This window comes from Thermodesulfovibrio sp. TK110 (assembly GCF_054658355.1).
Genome location: NZ_BAAHNB010000001.1, coordinates 771,225 through 791,667, shown reverse-complemented (window position 1 = coordinate 791,667; position 20,443 = coordinate 771,225). Strand labels below are relative to the sequence as shown.

General features: G+C 35.3%; 16 protein-coding genes. 5 read left to right on the top strand and 11 right to left on the bottom strand.

The window, feature by feature from the left end:
* Window positions 1-4 precede the first annotated feature (4 nt).
* Window positions 5-1,894, bottom strand: coding sequence for a methyl-accepting chemotaxis protein (locus ACYQ3X_RS04115; RefSeq protein ID WP_460180559.1), 1,890 nt, complete (start codon window positions 1,892-1,894; stop codon window positions 5-7).
* Between the two features lie 240 nt (window positions 1,895-2,134).
* Here ACYQ3X_RS04115 and ftsH point away from each other — a divergent pair, with 240 nt between their 5' ends.
* Complete coding sequence (ftsH, locus tag ACYQ3X_RS04110) at window positions 2,135-3,937, top strand: ATP-dependent zinc metalloprotease FtsH (RefSeq protein ID WP_460180558.1); 1,803 nt, start codon at window positions 2,135-2,137, stop codon at window positions 3,935-3,937.
* Window positions 3,934-4,770 (top strand): dihydropteroate synthase, encoded by an 837-nt coding sequence (gene folP / locus ACYQ3X_RS04105; RefSeq protein WP_460180557.1) that lies wholly within the window; start codon window positions 3,934-3,936, stop codon window positions 4,768-4,770. The genes ftsH and folP overlap by 4 nt, the downstream gene beginning before the upstream one ends.
* A 1-nt stretch (window position 4,771) precedes the next feature.
* Here the strand turns inward: folP and argS are convergent, their stop codons facing one another.
* The 5 genes from argS to ppsA all read right to left on the bottom strand — a co-directional run bounded on the left by argS (window position 4,772) and on the right by ppsA (window position 14,516).
* A complete protein-coding gene (gene argS / locus ACYQ3X_RS04100; RefSeq protein ID WP_460180556.1) occupies window positions 4,772-6,400 on the bottom strand; it encodes an arginine--tRNA ligase in 1,629 nt (542 codons plus the stop codon).
* Window positions 6,393-10,307: a phosphoribosylformylglycinamidine synthase gene (gene purL, locus ACYQ3X_RS04095; protein WP_460180555.1), complete on the bottom strand. Its 3,915-nt coding sequence runs from the start codon at window positions 10,305-10,307 to the stop codon at window positions 6,393-6,395. The genes argS and purL overlap by 8 nt, the downstream gene beginning before the upstream one ends.
* A complete protein-coding gene (locus ACYQ3X_RS04090) occupies window positions 10,304-10,702 on the bottom strand; it encodes a PaaI family thioesterase (protein WP_460180554.1) in 399 nt (132 codons plus the stop codon). Before ACYQ3X_RS04090 ends, purL begins: the two co-directional genes overlap by 4 nt.
* The gene (gene rho / locus ACYQ3X_RS04085; RefSeq protein WP_460181687.1) at window positions 10,699-11,949 is read right to left on the bottom strand and encodes a transcription termination factor Rho; all 1,251 of its coding nucleotides are present in this window, start codon (window positions 11,947-11,949) and stop codon (window positions 10,699-10,701) included. Before rho ends, ACYQ3X_RS04090 begins: the two co-directional genes overlap by 4 nt.
* 155 nt (window positions 11,950-12,104) lie before the next feature.
* A complete protein-coding gene (ppsA, locus tag ACYQ3X_RS04080; RefSeq protein WP_460180553.1) occupies window positions 12,105-14,516 on the bottom strand; it encodes a phosphoenolpyruvate synthase in 2,412 nt (803 codons plus the stop codon).
* A 101-nt stretch (window positions 14,517-14,617) separates the two neighbouring features.
* On the opposite strand from ppsA, the gene ACYQ3X_RS04075 reads away from it, so the two are divergent.
* From ACYQ3X_RS04075 to ACYQ3X_RS04065, 3 genes are read left to right on the top strand one after another with little or no spacing between them, the layout of a single operon-like run.
* Window positions 14,618-15,034: a DUF3842 family protein gene (locus tag ACYQ3X_RS04075; protein WP_460180552.1), complete on the top strand. Its 417-nt coding sequence runs from the start codon at window positions 14,618-14,620 to the stop codon at window positions 15,032-15,034.
* Window positions 15,027-15,218, top strand: coding sequence for a CooT family nickel-binding protein (locus ACYQ3X_RS04070; RefSeq protein ID WP_460180551.1), 192 nt, complete (start codon window positions 15,027-15,029; stop codon window positions 15,216-15,218). The genes ACYQ3X_RS04075 and ACYQ3X_RS04070 overlap by 8 nt, the downstream gene beginning before the upstream one ends.
* The gene (locus ACYQ3X_RS04065; protein WP_460180550.1) at window positions 15,202-16,014 is read left to right on the top strand and encodes a lipoate--protein ligase family protein; all 813 of its coding nucleotides are present in this window, start codon (window positions 15,202-15,204) and stop codon (window positions 16,012-16,014) included. The genes ACYQ3X_RS04070 and ACYQ3X_RS04065 overlap by 17 nt, the downstream gene beginning before the upstream one ends.
* 840 nt (window positions 16,015-16,854) lie before the next feature.
* Here ACYQ3X_RS04065 and ACYQ3X_RS04060 read toward each other — a convergent pair.
* From ACYQ3X_RS04060 to ACYQ3X_RS04040, 5 genes are read right to left on the bottom strand one after another with little or no spacing between them, the layout of a single operon-like run.
* The gene (locus tag ACYQ3X_RS04060; protein WP_460180549.1) at window positions 16,855-17,664 is read right to left on the bottom strand and encodes an LpxI family protein; all 810 of its coding nucleotides are present in this window, start codon (window positions 17,662-17,664) and stop codon (window positions 16,855-16,857) included.
* Window positions 17,655-18,431: an acyl-ACP--UDP-N-acetylglucosamine O-acyltransferase gene (gene lpxA, locus ACYQ3X_RS04055; RefSeq protein ID WP_460180548.1), complete on the bottom strand. Its 777-nt coding sequence runs from the start codon at window positions 18,429-18,431 to the stop codon at window positions 17,655-17,657. Before lpxA ends, ACYQ3X_RS04060 begins: the two co-directional genes overlap by 10 nt.
* A gap of 11 nt (window positions 18,432-18,442) precedes the next feature.
* Window positions 18,443-18,865 (bottom strand): 3-hydroxyacyl-ACP dehydratase FabZ, encoded by a 423-nt coding sequence (fabZ, locus tag ACYQ3X_RS04050; protein ID WP_460180547.1) that lies wholly within the window; start codon window positions 18,863-18,865, stop codon window positions 18,443-18,445.
* Window positions 18,866-18,881: 16 nt separating this feature from the next.
* Window positions 18,882-19,898, bottom strand: coding sequence for a UDP-3-O-(3-hydroxymyristoyl)glucosamine N-acyltransferase (gene lpxD / locus ACYQ3X_RS04045; protein ID WP_460180546.1), 1,017 nt, complete (start codon window positions 19,896-19,898; stop codon window positions 18,882-18,884).
* On the bottom strand, window positions 19,895-20,431 hold the full coding sequence (locus ACYQ3X_RS04040) for an OmpH/Skp family outer membrane protein (RefSeq protein ID WP_460180545.1): 537 nt from the start codon (window positions 20,429-20,431) through the stop codon (window positions 19,895-19,897). Before ACYQ3X_RS04040 ends, lpxD begins: the two co-directional genes overlap by 4 nt.
* Between the last annotated feature and the right edge of the window lie 12 nt (window positions 20,432-20,443).

Genomic DNA, 20,443 nt, shown 5'->3' with positions numbered 1-20,443 from the left:
CTGCTTAAACCCTCATGTTTTGCTGACATTCTCTTTTTAAATTATCAAGCAAATTCACAAGATTGTGCGATAGTGTTTCTATCTGTCTATATAATTCTTCTGCACGCTTTGTATCTCCCCGATTGCAGGCAGAAATAGCTTCTTTTGCTAAGGCATGAATTCGTGCATGAGGCTCATCTATTGCTTTAAAACTTGTAAGATGTCCACACAATCTTTGTCCTTCATCAAGATACCATTTGCCAAATCTGCAGTTTCTGTGGTCTGGAAGTTGTTCTGCAGAAAGAGAAAGCGAACCAGTAAGGCAGGCTCCGATTTTTCCTACAAATACTCTGTGGTCTGTTTTTGCAATGTCAATAATCATGAATTGACTTGCCTCTGTTTTAAAGCCAGATGTAGCATTTCTTAGTTCTTCAACGATTTTTGTAAGCTCATTTACTCTTGTCATGACCTCTGATGCATTTTTTTCCATATCCTTTGCAATTTCTGATGTTTTTTCTATATTCTTTGCCACTTCCTCACTTGCTGCAGACTGTTCATCTACTGCTGTTGCAATCTGTGTTATCTGATCCTTTACTCTGTTTACTGAATCAACAATGTGAAGAAGAGAATTTCCAAGTTCCTTGATAAAGTCATTTGCTTTTGTGACATTTTTAAGAGAAATCTCCATTGACTTGCTTGTTGCCTGAGAGTCGTTCTGGATGTTTTTAATTTTTTCTGATATTTCATCTGTTGCCTTTATTGTCCTTTCTGCAAGTTTGCGGACTTCATCAGCTACAACTGCAAAACCTCTACCTTGCTCTCCTGCTCTTGCTGCCTCAATTGCTGCATTCAAAGCAAGAAGATTTGTCTGGTCAGCTATGTCCTTTATCACTGTTATAATCTCACCTATTTCTTCTGCTCTCTGATTAAGCTTTTGAACAACATTAGAAAGTTCTGAAGTGGATTGATAAACTTCTTCTACAACTTTTATGGCATCGTTTGATAGTGCTTTACCTTCACTGGCTGTTTTCATTGCTTCCTCAGCACTTTCTGCTGCCTGAGAAGCATTTTTTGCAATATCTGTTATTGTCTGGCTCATCTGCTCAGCTGCTGTTGCAATCTGAGATGCCTGTGAAGATTGATTGCGAGCACCATCAGAAGCTTTCTGAGCTGTTTCTCTTAGTTTATCCGTTGAATCTATTACACTGAGCACTGTCTGAAGAATTTTATCTATAATTCCGGAAAAAGATTGAATCATTCCATTAAGATAACTACCAAGCTTAGATATTTCATCTTTGCCCTTGGTGTCAACCTTTATAGTTAACTCACCCTTAGAAACTTTTTCTATCAGGTTAGAAAATTTGTAAATGGGATTAATTATCTTTTTCTGAGTCATGATAAAAATCAGTGCAAGAAGAGCTACATTGACTACAAATATGGATATCTGAATAATTTTTAAGGTTATTACTTTTTTCCTGGAGTAATCCTCTGCCGCGGAGACAACTTCATTGGTAAGTTTAAAATAGCTTTCCGATTCCTCAAGAAGCCTTCCTGAAAGGGTCCTGTCCTGTCTGAAGTTTTTAATTAAATCCTTTAGAAATTTCCATTTTGTCTTAAGCTCATTAAGCTTTGAGATAAATCTTTCATCAGTTATTTTTGGAAGATTTAGTTCCTTACTTCCTTCGGAAAGTCCTGCAATGATTTTATCAAGATTTGCAATAAGCTCATCAGATGGTTTTCCTGAAAGTTCAAATTTTACAAGTCGTTGCGTTCCACCTCTTACAATACCAGCATAGTTTACGACTCTTCCATCATCAGTCATTCCTGCAAGAAACAAAAACATTAAAGCCGTGCTTGTGAGGGAAAAAAGAAAAAGGAGTGATAAGATTAGTTTCATTAATAAACTTACTTTCATTTTTACCTCCTACCAAAATTTAATATTCAAATAATTAGTAAACCTTTGTGCTCTAACAATGCGGAAATATAAAAATGTACAAGATATGGGGGGGGGGGGGGGGTAAAGGGGACTGAATTTGCGAATCTTGCCTTTCCATAAATTGAATAAATTAAAACATAAAGAGATTTTATCTGTCAAGAAAATTATATTTTACCTCAACTTTTTACTTTTATGGTTATTTTAAGTTAAAATTAATCTATGAATGGACACTCAAAGAGTTCATTAAAAACATTTCTGATATGGTTAATTATAGGAATCTCTATAATTGCACTTTTTAATTTTTTTAATGTGCCTCAGAAAAATGAAAAAGATATAATATTTTCAGAATTTCTCATAAAAGTGCAGAATTCTGAAGTGGATGAAGTTTTAATCAAGGACAATACCATAACAGGAAAACTTAAAGATGGCTCTTTTTTTAAAACTTATTACATAAATTATCCAGACCTTATAAAAGAACTTTCTTCTCATGGAGTAAAAATTTCAGTCAAACCTCCTGATCAGACACCATGGTATATTAACTTTTTGATTTCATGGGGTCCTGTGATTTTTCTTCTGTTTTTATGGATCATGTTTATGAAACAGATGCAGGCTGGAAGTTCCCGTGCCATGTCTTTTGGAAAAGCAAGAGCAAAGATGATTTCCAATAAATCAGTTAAAGTAACTTTTTCAGATGTTGCAGGGATTGAGGAAGTAAAGGAAGAAGTAAAAGAAATCGTTGATTTTCTTACCAATCCTCAAAAGTATATAAAGCTTGGAGCAAAGATTCCAAAAGGTATTCTTCTTGTCGGATCTCCTGGAACAGGAAAGACTCTTTTAGCAAAAGCAATTGCAGGAGAGGCAGGTGTTCCATTTTTCTCAATCTCTGGTTCAGACTTTGTTGAGATGTTTGTCGGAGTTGGAGCAAGCAGAGTTAGAGATTTGTTTGATCAGGCAAAGAAAAACTCACCATGCATTGTTTTTATTGATGAGATAGACGCAGTTGGAAGACAGCGTGGAGCAGGTCTTGGTGGAGGACATGATGAAAGGGAGCAGACACTGAATCAACTTCTCGTTGAAATGGACGGGTTTGAAAGCAATGAAGGAATAATTGTGCTTGCAGCCACAAACAGGCCTGATGTTTTAGACCCTGCACTTTTAAGACCTGGAAGATTTGACCGTCAGATTGTTGTTCCTCTTCCTGATGTAAAAGGAAGGCTTGAGATACTGAAAGTTCATACAAAAAAAATTCCTCTTGCTTCAGATGTAGATCTTGAAAAAATTGCACGAGGAACTCCTGGATTTTCAGGAGCAGACCTTGCAAATTTAGTGAATGAAGCTGCTTTAACCGCAGCAAGAAAAAATAGTGATACCGTCCACATGAATGACTTTGAGTCAGCCAAGGATAAAGTTTTGATGGGTGTTGAAAGAAAAAGCATGGTTCTCTCTGAAGAAGAAAGAAGAATTACAGCCTATCATGAGGCAGGACATGCTCTTGTAGCAAAACTCACACCTGCAACTGATCCGATTCATAAAGTTAGTATAATTCCAAGAGGAAGAGCTCTTGGAGTAACCCAGCAACTTCCTCTTGATGACCGTTATACCTATTCAAAAGAATATCTTTATGGCACTCTTAAAGTTCTTCTTGGAGGAAGAGTTGCAGAGGAAATAGCTCTTGGAACAATGACAACAGGAGCTGGAAATGACCTTGAGAGAGCTACTGAACTTGCCCGCAAGATGGTTACAGAATGGGGAATGAGTGACAGGATGGGACCTCTTACATTTGGTAAAAGAGAAGAGCATGTATTTCTTGGAAGGGAAATTGCAAAACACAGAGATTATTCTGACAAAACTGCAGAAGAAATAGACGAGGAAACAAAAAGAATTGTAACAGAGGCTTATAGCCAGACCAGACAGTTACTTGAAAAGAACAGAAAGATTCTTGATGCAATTGCTCAGGCTTTGCTTGAAAGAGAGACTCTTGAAGCTTCAGAAATAGATGAAATAGTTTCAAAAGCTGCATGAAACTCAAATTTCATAACTTTGAATTCAATTTTCTTCATAAAACTTATATAATGGGAATTCTAAATATCACTCCAGATTCATTTTATGACGGTGGTAGATATTTTAATTATCAAAAAGCTATTGACCATGCTTTAAGAATGATTGATGAAGGAGCTGACATAATTGATATTGGTGGAGAATCAACCCGACCTGGTGCAGAACCAGTTAGTATTGATGAAGAGTTAAAAAGGGTTATTCCTGTAATAGAAGCTCTTTCAAATAAGGTCTCTGTTCCTATTTCCATTGATACATATAAAGCTTCTGTTGCAGAGGAAGCAATTAAAGCAGGAGCAACTATTGTTAATGATATAAGTGGACTAAGATTTGATCCTAAAATGGCAGATGTTGTCAGTAAATACAAAGTGCCTTTAGTTATAATGCACATAAAAGGAACACCACGAGATATGCAAAAAAATCCCTATTATGAGGCTTTAATACCTGAAATTATTGAATATCTGAGAAACTCTATAGTTATTGCAAAACAGGCAGGTGTTAATGAAGATATGATAATTGTTGACCCAGGCATAGGATTTGGTAAACTACCTGAACATAATCTTCAAATAATAAAAAATCTCAAAGCATTCTCTCAATTGGGCAAACCAATACTTATTGGAGTATCAAGAAAAAGCTTTATTGGAAAAATTCTGAATGATGCTCCTCCCCATGCTCGTCTTGAAGGTACTGCTGCAGCAGTTGCTGTTTCAATTTTAAATGGAGCTAATATTGTGAGAGTTCACGATGTTGGATTTATTTCCAAGGTTGTAAAAGTAGTGGATGCTATTCGTTTCAGCTGATTTACATCTTTTCAGGAGCTTTTACTCCAAGCATTCTCAATCCATGCTTTAAAACCAGCATTACAGCTTTACAAAGACTGAGCCTTGTTTGTGTTAATTTGTCATCTTCAGAGATAACTCTATATTTATGATAATAACTGTGAAACATCCCTGCAACTTCCTGTAAATAAAAGGTTATTCTGTGAGGTTCTCTCATCTGCACAGATAGTTCAAAAATCATTGGATAAAGAAGCAATTTTTTTATAATTTTAAGCTCATCTTCATTAAACAGTTCTGGGCAAAATCCGTTGGGGACCCTAGGAGGTGAAGCTCCTGCTTTTTCAAAAATACTGTTAATTCTTGCATGGGCATACTGAACATAATAAACAGGATTTTCCTGTGATTGCATTTTTGCAACCTCTATGTCAAACTCTAAGTGACTATCAGATTTTCTTGTAAGAAATATGAATTTTGTGGTATCAGAGCCAATTTCATCCATAACTTCTCTTAAAGTGACAAATGTTCCTGCTCTTTTTGACATCTGCACAGGTTTCCCTTCCCTTAGCAGATTTACCATCTGAACAAGAATTATCTTGATTTGAGAAGCAGTCATTCCCAGTGCTTGCACAGCAGCTTTTACTCTCGGAATGTATCCATGATGGTCAGCACCCCAGATGTTTATAAGCTCATCAAATCCTCTTTCAATTTTGTTTTTATGATAGGCAATGTCTGAGGCAAAATATGTATAGGTTCCGTCACTTTTTACAACAACTCTATCTTTGTCATCACCAAATTCAGTTGAGCGAAACCATAGTGCTCCATCTTTTTCGTAAATAAATCCAAGCTCTTTAAGCTTCAGGATCGCTCTTTGAACCTCACCTGTATGATAAAGTTTTCTCTCACTAAGGAAGCTGTCAAAAGTTACTCCAAAGTCTTCAAGATCTTTTTTGATTTCATTGAGTATTTTTTTATAGGAAAAATCAATTAAAAAATCACCAATTTCATCAAAGCTTTTGTCTTTTAAACTATCACCGTAAGATTCATAAATCTCTTTTGCAATCTCATGTATATATTCGCCCTTATAACAGTCTTCTGGCATGGGCAGTTCTTTTCCAAAAAATTTTTGTAATGCAATGTAAACACTCAAACCAAGAAGTTCCACCTGTTTACCAGCATCATTAATGTAGTATTCTGTTGAGACATTGTATCCAGCTTCTTTAAGGATATTTGATAAAGCTGCGCCAAGAGCTGCCCCTCTTCCATGACCAAGATGAAGTGGACCTGTTGGATTTGCGCTCACAAATTCTATCTGAATTTTTTTTCCTTTTCCAATATTCTGGATTAAAAATTTTTCACCTTCATTCAAAAGATTTTCAAGCTCAGAAAAGATAAAATCCTTTTTAAATTTGAAATTTATAAATCCAGCTCCTGCAATTTCAATGTTTTCAAATAAAGTTTTATCTATTAAAGAGACTAATTTTTCAGCAATTTCTCTTGGAGGTTTTTTCAACTTCTTTGTGAGTTCCATTGCAACAGGACTGCTTAAATCACCAAAAGCTTCATTTTTTGGAATTTCTATTTCAGGCTCAATTTCTGATAAGCCAAGCTTTTTGATTGCTTCAGCAATTTTATTTTTCAACAACTTATGCATGCCCATCACACCACCTTCTTGCATTCTGAAATATTTTTAACCATGGAGAGGCTTTGAATTTTTTCCATTTTTCAGGCATCCATGGCCATTGCCAGAGTAAAAAGGCTCTTTCAGGATGCGGCATCATTGCAAGATGCCTGCCATCTTCAGAGCATAAAGCAGTTATCCCATAGGGTGAACCATTTGGATTAAAGGGATAGGTTTCTGTAATATTTCCCTCATCATCAACATAACGAAGAGGTGCAAGGTTTTTCTCAATTACCTTATTCAGAATTGTTTCATCAGGAAAATAAGCTCTCCCTTCTCCATGAGCTATCCATACTCCAAGAACTGAGCCTTCCATGTCTTTGAGCATAATTGATGGAGAAGGCAGGATTTTAATGCTCACCCAGCGTGATTCAAATCTTCCAGATTTATTCCAGATAAAACGGGGTTGTTGAGTCTGTTCAATTCCGTACCATGGAATCCATCCAAGAAGTGCCATAAGCTGACATCCATTACAAACTCCCAGGCTGAAGCTATCAGGACGCATATAAAACTCTTCAAACTCTTTTCTGAGATGAGAAAACTTTATACAGCCTGCCCATCCTTTAGCAGAATCAAGAACATCGGCAAAGCTAAATCCTCCAACAAATGCAATACCTTTAAATTCTTTAAGAGAAACTTTTTTATTTATGAGATCCTGCATGCATACATCCCATGGTTCAAATCCTGCCATATAAAAAGCTGTTGCCATTTCTCTGTCTCCATTGCTTCCTTCTTCACGAATTATCGCAACACGAGGTTTTGCTTTTTTCTTAAGCAGTACTACTGGTGTTTTTTCTGGCTTGAAGCTTAACATATATTTTGGTGAGATTCTTGAATAAATTACTCTCTTTTCTTCTTTTACACACTCAGGATTTGCCTGAAGCATATCAATTCTATAGCTTGTCTCTTCCCATAGGTCTCTGAGTTTTGTCATGGATTCATCAAATATAATTCTGTTTTCTTTTTCAATAATGATTCTGTCCTCTTTTAAAGTCTCTGCAATCTCACGATAGGGAAGGTTGTATTGGGTGAGTATTTCTTTTACCTTGTAAGCCTTTTTTTTGTCAATTTCTATTGCAATTCCTGGTTCCTCATTGAAGAGTTCTGAAATAAGAAGGAGATTTTCAACATGAGGTTCTATTTTTATTAATAAACCTGAGCTACCTGAAAAAGCCATTTCAAGCAGTGTTACAATTAAGCCTCCATCTGAGCGGTCATGTCCTGAAACTATTAAATTTTTATCAATTAATTCCTGCACTGCATTAAAAGCTCTTTTTAAAAGTTCAGGGTCTTCCAGATCAGGAGTTTCATCTCCAAGCTGACTGTAACATTGAGCAAGAGCAGTTCCACCAACTCTTTTTTTTCCATTACTCAGGTCAATAAAAAGAATTATACTTTCTCCTGGATGCTTTATATCAGGAGTTATTACTTTATTTATATCAGGACATGGAGCATAGGCTGAAATAACAAGTGTTCCAGGAGATTTAACAATTTCTATTCCTTCTGGTGTCTTTAGTTTTGCAGCCATTGAAAGAGAGTCTTTACCGCCATCAATTGCAATACCAAGCTTTATCATAAGCTCTGCCATTGCCTGAGCAGCTCTGTAAAGTCTGACACCTTCACCTGGAAGCTTTGCTGCCCACATCCAGTTAGCAGAACATTTTATGTCTTCAAGGCTTGTAATTTTTGCCCATACAATGTTTGTAATTGCCTCAGTTACTGAAAGTCTTGCCATTGCCTCTGGATTTATAATTCCTTTTATAGGTTGCTCTCCAATTGCATGGGCTATTCCTGTTTTATCAAAATAGCTCTGGGCAACAACGCATACATCAGAAACAGTGAGTTGGACAGGTCCAGCACACTGCTGTCTAACAATAAGCCCTGTAACTGAGCGGTCAACTTTATTTGTTAAAAATCTCTTTGAGCCCACTGAAAGAAGCCTTAAAACTCTCTGTAATGCTTCATGAATTGTTAAGTTTTCAGGAAGTCTCAGAGGTTCAAGTTTTCTTTCAACTGTTGTAAGTTTAAATTCCTTCTTTGGAATTTCTCCCAGGACATCTTTAAGGTGGAAATTTACGGCAATCTGTCCATCTTTGCTATCATAAACGATCAATTTTCCATCTCCGGTTACTTCTCCAATAATTGACCATGGAAGTCGCTCCCTTTCACAAAGAGTTTTAAAAACGTTAACACTTTCTTTTTTTATTAAAATTGCATCATTTTCCTGATACTCAGCTCCCCATATTTCAAGGACTGAAAGAGTTTCATCACCAACTATTACTTTTCTTATGTCAATCTTTGCTCCCTCAGGATATACAAGTTCCTTAATGACATTACAGTTTCCACCAGCACCCTGATCATGAATGCTTACAATAGGATTTTTGACTCCAAGTTCAACGCAGGCACGGACAACTCTGTTGAGTTTGTTTTCCATCTCAGCATCTCCACGCTGAACAGCATTGAAGTCAAGAGCTTCACTTAGCTCTCCTGATACAACGCTTGATGCAGCACCACCACCCATTCCAATTCTGTATGCAGGACCTCCAATTTTTACAACTAACATTCCTTTTTGAGGAGGTTGCTTTTCTTTATGAATATCCATTATCTGTCCAATTCCACCTGTGAACATTATTGGTTTTACCCATTCAATTCTTTCTCCATGAGGAAGTCTTATTCCAAAAGAACGAGTAAATCCTGCAATAACAGGCTCACCAAATTTATTTCCATAATCAGAAGCACCATTGCTTGCCTCTATTTCAATCTGAAGTGGTTTTGCAAGATTGCTCGGATACTTAAATGTTTTATCTTCCCATGGCAACTCATATTCTAAGATTTGAAGATTTCCAACACAGTAACCAGCAGTTCCTGCTATTGGCAAAGCACCTTTACCAGTGGCATGAACATCTCTGATTCTTCCTCCAGTTCCTGTTTCAGCACCCGGAAAAGGAGCTACTCCTGTTGGAAAATTATGAGTTTCTGCAGTGAAAATCAAATGATAAAGATTTTTCTCTATTTTGTATTTTGAAGGTTTCATAGGTTTTTCAGGCTTCAGATAACTTATTTTTGCACCATAAATAGCACTGGAGTTGTCTTTAAAGGCTATTACAGAATTCTTTGGATTTCTCTTTAAAGGCTCTTTTACTATATCAAAAAGAGAGAGTTTTGCAGGTTTTCCATCAATGATTAAAATGCCTCTAAAAAACCAGTGTCTGCTGTGTTCACTGTTTGACTGGGCAAGGTCAAAGCATTCCACATCAGTGGGATTCCTTTTTAATTTATACTTGAAAAGTTTCAGATAAAAATCAATGTCCCATTCATCCCATCCTAACCCTAATTCTTTATTTATTTTTTCAAGTGCTGCTTTACCTTCTTCTATAACAGGTACAATTTTAACTGGTTTTATTGTTTGACCATGAGAAAAATCATTTAAAGGCTCTGGATAGGGGCATTCAACCATTCTATCATGAATCATCTCTAAAAATTTATCTTCAGGAAAGTTTATGATTTTAGGGCTTAGCTTATATCTCCTGGAGCGCTCTATTCTCTGAATTTTTTTTATTCCGATACTGTGACATACAGATACAGCACAGGTTGACCATGCAGTGGAAAAATTAAGGCGAGGACCTACTTCAAATATCATTCCATTGTCTGGACTAAGAAAGCTTTTTTCTGAAAAATTCTCTGGCTCAAAGGTTTCAGATAAAAGCCATCTGAGAATATTCAATTCATCCAGGGAGAGCTTTTCAGTTATTAGAATGTTATAACAGAATTCTGTTTCAAGATTTTTAATTTCCTCTGAAATCTCTGATTTTATACGATTAAGAAGTTCTCTGGTTTTGTAATCTGATAAAGCAGACTTTCTGTAAAATCTTATTATCACTTTATTTTTTCCTTTATTATTAACTTTCCTTCTGCTTCTGCTACAATTTTGTTTTGTTTATCTTTTATCCATGCTTTTGCTTCAATTAGTTTTGATTTTAGATGATTTGCTTTTGCTTCTACCACTATTTTTTCTTCCGGTGCTACAGGATTTTTAAACCTTATTTTTAACTCTGCTGTGACTGTATTGAATCCAAGAGAATTTGCAGCATAGACACAGGCTTCATCAAGTAAAGCTGCAATAATACCACCATGAATTATTCCACTATAACCCTGATACTCAGGCGCAAGAATAATTTCAGCATGAGAGTTTCCATTGCTGTGATTAAAAAAGGCTTTCAAACCCTTTGGATTTTGTTTCCCACAGACAAAACAGTAGTCCTCTGTTTTCATCATTTGTTCATCATCTCAAGAAATTCTTTATTGGATTTTGTTCCTTTAAGTTTACTGAGTAAAAATTCCATTGCCTCAATAGGACTAAGGGTGCTTAATACCTTTCTTAAAATCCAGACTTTATTTAAAATATCAGGAGGCAGAAGCAATTCTTCCTTTCTTGTGCCAGAAGCGCCAATATCAATGCTCGGGAAAATTCTTTTATCAGCAAGTTTTCTATCCAGATGAACTTCCATGTTACCAGTTCCTTTAAACTCCTCAAAGATAACATCATCCATTCTACTTCCTGTTTCAACAAGTGCAGTTGCAATTATTGTTAAAGAACCACCTTCTTCAATATTTCTTGCTGTTCCAAAAAATCTTTTAGGTTTCTGCAGTGCTGTTGCTTCCAGTCCACCAGAGAGAACCTTTCCAGAAGCAGGTGTAATAGCATTGTATGCTCTTGCAAGTCTTGTCAAACTGTCAAGTAATATTACAACATCCTTCTCTTCCTCTACAAGTCTTTTTGCTCTTTCTATAACCATTTCTGAAACCTGACAATGTCTCTGAGCAGGCTCATCAAAAGTAGAGCTAATTATTTCTGCACCTGGGAGCTGTCTTCGCCAGTCAGTAACTTCTTCAGGTCTTTCATCAATGAGCAGAATAATTAAATATATCTCAGGATGATTTTTTTTTATTGCCTTTGCAATTGACTGAAGAAGCATTGTTTTACCTGTTCTTGGAGCAGCAACAATTAAACCGCGCTGACCTTTTCCAACAGGAGTGAGTAAATCCATAACTCTGGTAGAGTAATCTGTGGGATCATATTCAAGTTTGATTTTTTCAGTAGGATAATAGGGAGTTAAATTATCAAAAAGAGCTCTGGTCAGAACTTCTTCAACCTGCTTACCATTGATTGTTTCAACTTTAAGAAGAGCAAAATATCTTTCATTTTCCTTAGGAGGCCTTATTTGCCCTGTGATGAGGTCTCCTGTTCTTAAGCCAAATTTTCTAATCTGCGATGGAGAGACATAAATATCATCAGGGCTTGGCAGATAGCTGTAATCAGGGCTTCTTAAAAAACCAAATCCTTCAGGAAGAATTTCAAGAACACCTGAACCGTAAACAGTTCCAATTTTTTCAATCTGGCTCTGAAGTATTGCGAAGATTAAGTCCTGTTTTTTCATAGAAGTGGCATTTTCAATATTCAAAGAATTTGCCATCTCCATGAGTTCAGGAATTTTTTTCTGCTTTAGCTCAGAAATAGAAATTGGAATATTATTGTTTTCCATTACTTTACCTCAATTATGGATTTTTAAGGATTTTTTCACTTTTATAAAATATTCAACCCTTCAGGAGGGTAACTATTGATAAATTAAGCATACAAAATCTGAAAAAATTTGTCAATATTTATTTTGCTTTCAGTTTAAATTTTTAGCTCCTTTTCTTTCTCCGCAACAAGAATTCTTGTTTTAAGAACAGTGTCAGGAATAAGGCTTATGGAGTCTATTCCGCATTCCACTAAAAATTCAGCAAACTCAGGAAAGTCACTCGGTGCCTGTCCGCATATTCCAATCTTTCTTCCGTATTTTTTGGCAGTTTCAATTACCTGTTTCACAAGTTTTTTTACAGCTTCATTTCTTTCATCATAAATGTGAGAGACCAGTGCACTATCTCTGTCAAGTCCAAGTGTAAGCTGAGTTAAATCATTTGAGCCAATTGAGAAACCATCAAAGATTTTGGCAAATTCTTCAGCCAGAACTACATTGCTTGGAATCTCACACATAACATACACTTCAAGTCCATTTTCACCCTGCTTGAGTCCATATTTTTTCATTACTTCAATTACCTTAATTCCTTCTTCAACAGTTCTGCAGAAGGGAATCATAACTTTAATATTTTTAAGTCCCATCTCATCTCTGACTTTTTTAATTGCAAGGCATTCAAGAGCAAAGGCTGGTTCAAACTTTGGATCATAATATCTGCTTGCTCCACGCCATCCAATCATGGGATTTGATTCAACTGGTTCATAAAGCTCACCACCAATAAGTCCTGCATATTCATTTGTCTTAAAATCTGAAAATCTCACAATAACATCCTTTGGATAAAAGGCTGCACCAATCATTGCAACTCCCTGGGCAAGCCTGTCCACATAAAAGTCAGGTTTATATTCATACATTGGGGTTCTTTTTTCTATTTCTTTAACTATTTTTGCTATTTTTGGATTCTGGATTTGTTGTTTCAATTTTGGATATTCAATCAATGCCAGAGGATGAACTCCAATGTGAGAGCTTATTATAAACTCAATTCTTGCAAGTCCTACACCATCAGAAGGAATCTGACCCTGAATAAAAGCCTGTTCAGGGATTCCTACATTCATCATGATCTTTGTTTTTGTGTTTGGTAAGGTTGTAAGGTCAATTCTTTTTACTTCATATGGGATAATTCCCTGAAGCACTCTTCCTTCCTCGCCCTTAGAACAATCAACGGTTACAGGTTCATCATTCTTTATTACCTCTGTAGCATTTCCTGTACCAACAACGCATGGGATACCAAGTTCACGGGATACTATCGCAGCATGACATGTTCTTCCTCCACGATTTGTAACAATAGCTCCAGCAACCTTCATTATTGGTTCCCAGTCCGGATCTGTCATATCTGTAACAAGTACCTGACCTGGTTTAAAGAGATGAATCTGAGAAGCTTCTTTTATTATACACGCTTTACCCTGACCTATTTTACTTCCTACAGCAAGTCCTGTGCAAAGCACAGCTGCATTGCCTTTAAGTTCATAAACTTCGTAAAAGTTCTCTTTTTTTAAAGAATGCACTGTTTCCGGCCTTGCCTGAACAATGAAAAGTTTTCCTGTTCCTACTATGTTTCCATCTCCATCTTTTGCCCATTCAATATCCATTGGCTTTCCATAGTGTTCTTCTATTTCTATAGCCCATTTAGCAAGAGTTAAAATTTCATCATCATTTAAAACAAACTGTTGTCTTTCCTGTAAGGTTGTTTTTAATCCTTTTGTTGGTTTTGTAGAATTTCCATATATTAGTTTTTGCTGCTTTGCACCAAGTTTTTTTGAGATTATTGCTCTATATCCTTCTTTTAATGTAGGCTTAAAAACATAAAACTCATCAGGGTTTACTATGCCCTGAACAACATACTCACCCAATCCCCATGAACCTGTAATGTAGACCACATCCCTGAATCCTGTTTCTGTATCAAGAGTAAACATTACTCCAGAGGAGGCTTTATCAGAACGAACCATTTTCTGGACAGCTGCTGAAAGATATACTGAAAAATGATCAAAACCTTTGTCAATTCTATATGAAATTGCTCTGTCTGTAAAAAGTGAAGCAAAACATTTTTGTACTGCTTCTACAACATTTTGAGCACCTCTAATGTTCAAATATGTCTCCTGCTGTCCTGCAAAAGAGGCATCAGGGAGGTCTTCTGCTGTTGCGCTTGAACGCACAGCTACATCTGTTTCTTTTCCATATTTTTCCTCCAATTCATGATAGGCTTTAATAATTGCCTGTTTTAAATCTTCAGGCATTTTACCTTGAAGAATAAGTTTTCTTATTTTTTTACCTTTATTTTTGAGATCTTCCACATTTGATTTATCAATGGTGGAAAGAATTTTCCTCATAGGATTGTCAAGATTGTTTGATTTTATAAAATATTTATAGGCTTCTGCAGTGACTGCAAATCCGTCAGGAATATTAATGCCTTTTGGTGTAAGATTTCTCAACATCTCACCGAGGGATGCATTTTTACCTCCCACAATGGGAATATCCTTTATGCCTATTTGGTTAAACCATAACACTAAAGACATGTTTTTACCTCCTTTATTGTTTATTTATAAGTATATCAAAAAAATTTATTGATGACAATAGGGTTTGACATTTCTCTTCAGAACTTTGTAGTATTTACAATATGATTAAAATTGCTGTGATTGATGGACAGGGTGGAGGAATTGGAAGTTTTATTATTAAATCTTTAAGGGAAGCCTTTGGAGATAAAATAGAAATTTTAGCACTTGGAACAAATGCTGCAGCTACAGCAAATATGATGAAGTGTAAAGCAAATAAAGGAGCTTCCGGTGAAAATGCTATTGTGTGGAATGTTAAAAAAGTTGATGTTATCATAGGTCCTTTAAGTATTCTTGTGGCAAACGCAATGATGGGAGAGTTAACTTCAAAAATGGCAGAAGCAGTTGGAAGCAGTGCAGCAAAAAAAATTTTATTGCCAATTAATCAGGAAGGAATTGAAATTATAGGAGTTGTGAAAGAACCTCTTCCACATCTTGTGGAAAAATTAATCCTTCATATAAAGGAGGAGTTCAATGTGTGAAGCAAATGCATATGTTATTAAAAATGGAGAAGAGGAAATCTACTTAGAGAGCGTTGATATATTAAGACCTGAAGGCAATCAGATATATCTTCGGAACATATTTGGAGAGCAAAAAGTTTTTAAAGGCAAAATCAAGGAGATGTCCTTACTGAATCACAAGATTATTCTTGAAGAGGAAAAATAAACTCAAATCCTGTAGAATGCTCATTCGCTTTATTGAGTATAAGGAGTATGATCCCTATTTTAACATGGCAGTTGATGAAGCAATCAGTTTCTTTGTTAGGACAGGCAAGGTTTTGCCAACTTTCAGATTGTATGGATGGAATAAAAGAGCGGTCAGCATAGGTGAGTTTCAGAAAATTGAAGAAATCAATCTAAATTTCTGTATTGCCAATCAGATACCTATAGTAAGAAGAGCAACAGGAGGCAAAGGGATTCTTCATTATGATGATGTTACATATAGTTTCTCCTGCAAAAAAGAAGGTAGATTTAAAGGAAGTCTCTTTCAGGCTTATGAAGTTTTGAGTCATGTATTTGTAAGAGCTTTTAGTTTAACAGGGATTTCTGTTGAAGTAAAAAGAGAAAAAAGAGTTATAAACAAAAGCTCTTTATGTTTTGCTCGTTCTTCCTTTGGAGAAATATGTTTCAAAAATGTAAAAATTATAGGATCTGCTCAAAAAAGATGGATTGATGGATTTTTACAGCAGGGCACAATTCCTGTTACAGTGGATAGGGAGTTGTTAAAAGAAGTTTTTTTGTGTAGCCAGCAAGAAGCTGATCGTATTTTTGGGATAAAAGAACTGGTTGAGGAATTTGACAGGAGAATTTTTCAGGAAAATATTAAGAAGGCTCTGAAGGAGGAAGGTTTTGAGTTTGTTGTTGAACCTCTTGAGAAAGAGGAGCTTGCTCTGGCTCAGAGTCTTTATGATAAACAAGTTTTGTATAATAGGATAGAAATGCAGCAAACACAATCATGCTGATATAAATATGAGCAAACTGAATAATAAATTGATAAGCTGCTACAAGTACAGCTCCTATGCGGGGAATTATTGCCAGTAAGGAGCTGAAAGAAAGAATAACACCTCCTGCTAAAATGTATATTACAAATAAAAGTGCTGACCTTCCAATTGATTGAGGATAAAGAATTATTAATTTTCTGGTTTCCTTTATTGTTTCCTTTATTGTGAAATTTTTTATGAAAATTCCAAAAAATCCAAAAAGTGTAAATGTTATCCATAAAAGGAAAACAATAATTCCAATAAGAAGTATGCTTAAGTAAATAAAAACATTAAAAAATAGTGACAAAGCATGACTCCAGTAACTTAAAAGATTTACTGTTTTAGAGCTTATTTCACTTAAAAATCCAAAAACTAATGTTAAACAGACAAAAATAAAAGCAGAAAACATAGCAAAAAAAGCAACTTTCCAGAAATATCTTTTACCATACTGATGAAAGTCTTTTAAGTTAAAACTAATCTTTTCCTTTAAATACTGATACATTATGCCAATTGTTCCTGAAAAGATATAAATCCAGAGGCTGATGATAAATATAACATAGAGAAATAGAGTAAGTATAAAAATAATGGCAAAAATCAGAAATTTTTTCATGATGTTTATAGAAGACAGAAATATCTCAATAAAACTGCCTTTCAATATATCTGTAAGGTCAATTCCAAATATTACAAAAAGGATTCCAAGCGGGATGCTGAGAATGAAAAATAACCCAAAAAAGCTGATAAATAAAAATGCAAAATGTATCAATAGTAATTGATAATTTTTATGAACTGTTTTTAAAGCATCATTTATGCAGTTGAAAAAGTTCAAGGTTGTTTAACACCTACCACTGTTATATTAAATTCATTGGCTTTTTCAACTACTTTATCTCGTTCTACTATAAAGGTTTTTCCAGCTTCAAGAGCTAAAACTCTGGCTTTAGCTTTTTCCATAGTTATTATTGTATCCATTCCAGTAACAGGAGGGTCAAGTTTTAAATCCTGCTGAGGTTTACTAACTTTTACTACAACAGAATCTTTTACAAATTCTCCTGCTCTTAAAATTGTCTCATCCGTTCCTTCTATGGCTTCTACAGCAATTATTGACATTTCTTTTACTACCACTGTCTGTCCTATGTCAAGTTCACCAATTTTTTTTGCAGTTTTAAATCCATATTCAATGTCCTTCCATTCTTCCTTTGTAGGTTTCCTTTTTGTAAGAACTCCTTGAGGAGTAAGTAATTCTGGACAGAATTCTGATAAAGCTGCAATTTTTATTCCTTCACTGAGAAGTTCTTTTTCAACTATTTTAAGAAGTTCATTGTCTCCTCTAAGCTTAGCTGAAAAAAGCATTTTCATTGCTCTGATATCAGGCTTAATTTTTTCTCTTTCAAAGATAATTTTTTTTGGCAGTTTACCGGTTAAAATCACTTCTTTAACGTTATTTTTTTTTAAAAAATTTATAATCTCTCCAGCCTTACCTATGTTTATCCACTCAAATAAATCGCTGTATTTGCTCAATTCATCATGGGCAAATCCCTGTAAAGCAACTGTTATAACTCTGTAACCTTTTTTTTGAAGTTCCATTGCTGCTACAAGAGGAAGAAAGCCTTTTCCAGCAATAACTCCTATCTGCATATTCCTCTTTTATTTGCTTCTATGAATTCTATTAAATGTTTAATTTCAGGAATCTGAGGAAGTTCGTTTTTGACTTTTTCAATCGCCTCTTTTAATTGAAGTTTGTCTCTGAATAGAATTTTATAGGCTTTTTTAAGTATATTGATGGTTTCTTCACTGAATCCTCTTCTTTTAAGACCTACAGAGTTCAGCCCATAAAGTTTTGCTCTTGGTCCGGAAGCCATTGTAAAGGGAGGAACATCTTGTCCAACTCCACTAAATCCTCCTATCATGGCATAGGCACCTATTCTTGTAAACTGATGCACTGCCACTAAACCTCCAATGAATGCAAAATCTTCAACCTGAACATGACCTGCCAGTGTGGCAAGATTTGCCATAATTACAGAGTTTCCGATTTTGCAGTCATGGGCAATGTGCACATAAGCCATAATAAAGTTATTATCTCCAATTACTGTCCAGCCATCTCCAGAAACGCTTGCTCTGTGAATTGTTACATATTCTCTGATGATATTGTTATTACCAATTTTAACGCCTGTTTTTTCTCCTTTGTATTTTATATCCTGCGGTGGAAAACCAATTGTTGTAAAAGGAAATATTGTACAATTCTCACCTATCTCAGTTATTCCTTCAATCTGAACATGATTTATAAGGCGTGTGCCTTTACCTATTCTAACATTATCTCCAATTATGCAGTAAGGACCTATAACTACATCTTCATCTATTTCTGCTTTAGAGCTAATAATAGCTGTTTTATGTATCTGGCTCATGAATATTTACCTCATTTTGTAACCATTGCTGTAAATTCTGCTTCTGTTGCAACTTTTTCATTAACTCTGGCAGTACCTGAAAATTTCCATACTCCTCCGCGCCTGTGAATAACATTGACTTCAAATACAATCTGGTCTCCAGGAACAATTGGTTTGCGGAACTTGACTTTTTCAATGCTCAAAAAGAGAACTCCCGTACCTTCTATTCCTGATTTAAAGGCAAGAACACCTGCTACCTGAGCCATTGCTTCAACTATAAGCACTCCTGGCATTACAGGATTTCCTGGAAAATGTCCCTGAAAAAATGGTTCATTCATTGTAACATTTTTTATCCCAATAGCCTTTTCATTCGGAACAAGTTCCAGAACCCTGTCCACAAGAAGAAATGGATATCTGTGCGGAAGAATGTTCATAATTTCTTTAATATCAATCATTCTGAGCCTCCTTATATCAATGCTGTTCAAGTTGTTTAATTTTTTCTTCAAGTTCTTTTATTTTTTTGTAAAGTTCTGGAAGTTTTTGAAAAATTGCATTTGCTTTAAGCCATTCTCTATGAGGCATAATAGGTGAACCAGAAAATACACCTTTCTGAACTCTACCTGGCATAACTCCTGCCTGAGCTGTTATTATTGTTTCAGGCTCTATTTCCACATGGTCTGAAATGCCAACCTGTCCTGCAAGTATGCATCCATCACCAATTTTAGAGCTTCCAGCAATACCAACCTGTGCTACAATTATACAATTTTTCCCAATTTTTACATTATGAGCAATCTGGACAAGATTGTCAATCTTTGTCCCCTGTCCAATTAAAGTATTTCCAGTTGTAGCTCTATCTATGGTAACACAGGCACCAATCTCCACATCATCTTCAATAACTATTCCACCTACTTGAGGAATTTTATGATGTTTTCCTTCATGAAAGATGTATCCAAATCCATCAGAACCAATAACGCTTCCAGAATGAATTATTACTCTTGAACCAATCCTGACTTTTTCTCTGATTGTTACATTAGGATAAATCACACAGTCAGAACCAATGGATGTTTCTCTTCCTATAAATGTAAAGGGATAAACAACAGTATTGTCTCCTATGTTGACATTTTCATCAATCCAGACATGGGGATAAATTGTTATATTTTTGCCCAGTTTGGCTGTCTCAGCTACATATGCTTTTTTACTTACTCCTTTCACAGGATGAGGTTTTACATAAAAAACTTCAAGAAGTTTGGCAAAAACCAGCGGAGGATTCTGGACAATAAGTTGGGGCTTATTTAAGCCTTCAACTTTTTCCTTTACAATAAATGCAGAAGCCTTACTGATTTTAGCAGCTTCAATGTATTTTGACCCTGCTATATAAGTAATATCGCCTTCTTCACAGTCTTCAACTCCTTTTACTCCTGATATTTCAATGTCTTCATCTCCTTCAACTTTTGCATTAAAAATTTTTGCTATCTCAGATAGCTTCATTTTTTTCCTTTTTGTTGAGATGTTTTTTGATTATAAAGTGAAATTATTTTATCTGTAATATCAACCTCAGGTGTTGTAAAAAGAATTATCTGCTCAGCCTTTTCAAGGATGAGACTATAGCCTTCCTTTTGAGCATACTCATTAATTAGTTGCTTTATTTCTTTAAACATGCTCTGGGTAATCTCATTCTGTTTTTTCTGAAGCTCTACCTGATAATCTGCTGCTGTTCTTTGAAGCTCTCTACTAAGACGATCAATTTCATCTTCTTTAGATTTTCTTGCATCTTCACTTAAAACAGAGCGTTTTTTCTCAAGCTCTTCTTTTAAACTCTGAATTTTTTTCTGTTTCTCTTCAAGAATTTTCTGTCTCTCTTCAACCATATTCTGAAGTTGTCCTACAGCTTTTTTCCCTTCATCTGATTCATTTAATACTCTGAAAACATCAACTACTCCAATCTTAAGTTCTGCACTGGCAACTGAGACAAAGGATAGTGTAAAAACAAAGGCAAACAGAACAAATAAAAATTTTTTCATTTCTTTTTTTCC

Excerpts from the sequence above, each read along its gene's own strand:
- ACYQ3X_RS04115 (WP_460180559.1), bottom strand. The coding sequence starts at position 1,894 with ATGAAAGTAAGTTTATTAATGAAACTAATCTTATCACTCCTTTTTCTT.
- ftsH (WP_460180558.1), top strand. The coding sequence starts at position 2,135 with ATGAATGGACACTCAAAGAGTTCATTAAAAACATTTCTGATATGGTTA.
- folP (WP_460180557.1), top strand. The coding sequence starts at position 3,934 with ATGAAACTCAAATTTCATAACTTTGAATTCAATTTTCTTCATAAAACT.
- argS (WP_460180556.1), bottom strand. The coding sequence starts at position 6,400 with ATGCATAAGTTGTTGAAAAATAAAATTGCTGAAGCAATCAAAAAGCTT.
- ACYQ3X_RS04090 (WP_460180554.1), bottom strand. The coding sequence starts at position 10,702 with ATGATGAAAACAGAGGACTACTGTTTTGTCTGTGGGAAACAAAATCCA.
- ppsA (WP_460180553.1), bottom strand. The coding sequence starts at position 14,516 with ATGTCTTTAGTGTTATGGTTTAACCAAATAGGCATAAAGGATATTCCC.
- ACYQ3X_RS04075 (WP_460180552.1), top strand. The coding sequence starts at position 14,618 with ATGATTAAAATTGCTGTGATTGATGGACAGGGTGGAGGAATTGGAAGT.
- ACYQ3X_RS04070 (WP_460180551.1), top strand. The coding sequence starts at position 15,027 with ATGTGTGAAGCAAATGCATATGTTATTAAAAATGGAGAAGAGGAAATC.
- ACYQ3X_RS04060 (WP_460180549.1), bottom strand. The coding sequence starts at position 17,664 with ATGCAGATAGGAGTTATTGCTGGAAAAGGCTTTCTTCCTCTTGTAGCA.
- lpxA (WP_460180548.1), bottom strand. The coding sequence starts at position 18,431 with ATGAGCCAGATACATAAAACAGCTATTATTAGCTCTAAAGCAGAAATA.
- fabZ (WP_460180547.1), bottom strand. The coding sequence starts at position 18,865 with ATGATTGATATTAAAGAAATTATGAACATTCTTCCGCACAGATATCCA.
- lpxD (WP_460180546.1), bottom strand. The coding sequence starts at position 19,898 with ATGAAGCTATCTGAGATAGCAAAAATTTTTAATGCAAAAGTTGAAGGA.
- ACYQ3X_RS04040 (WP_460180545.1), bottom strand. The coding sequence starts at position 20,431 with ATGAAAAAATTTTTATTTGTTCTGTTTGCCTTTGTTTTTACACTATCC.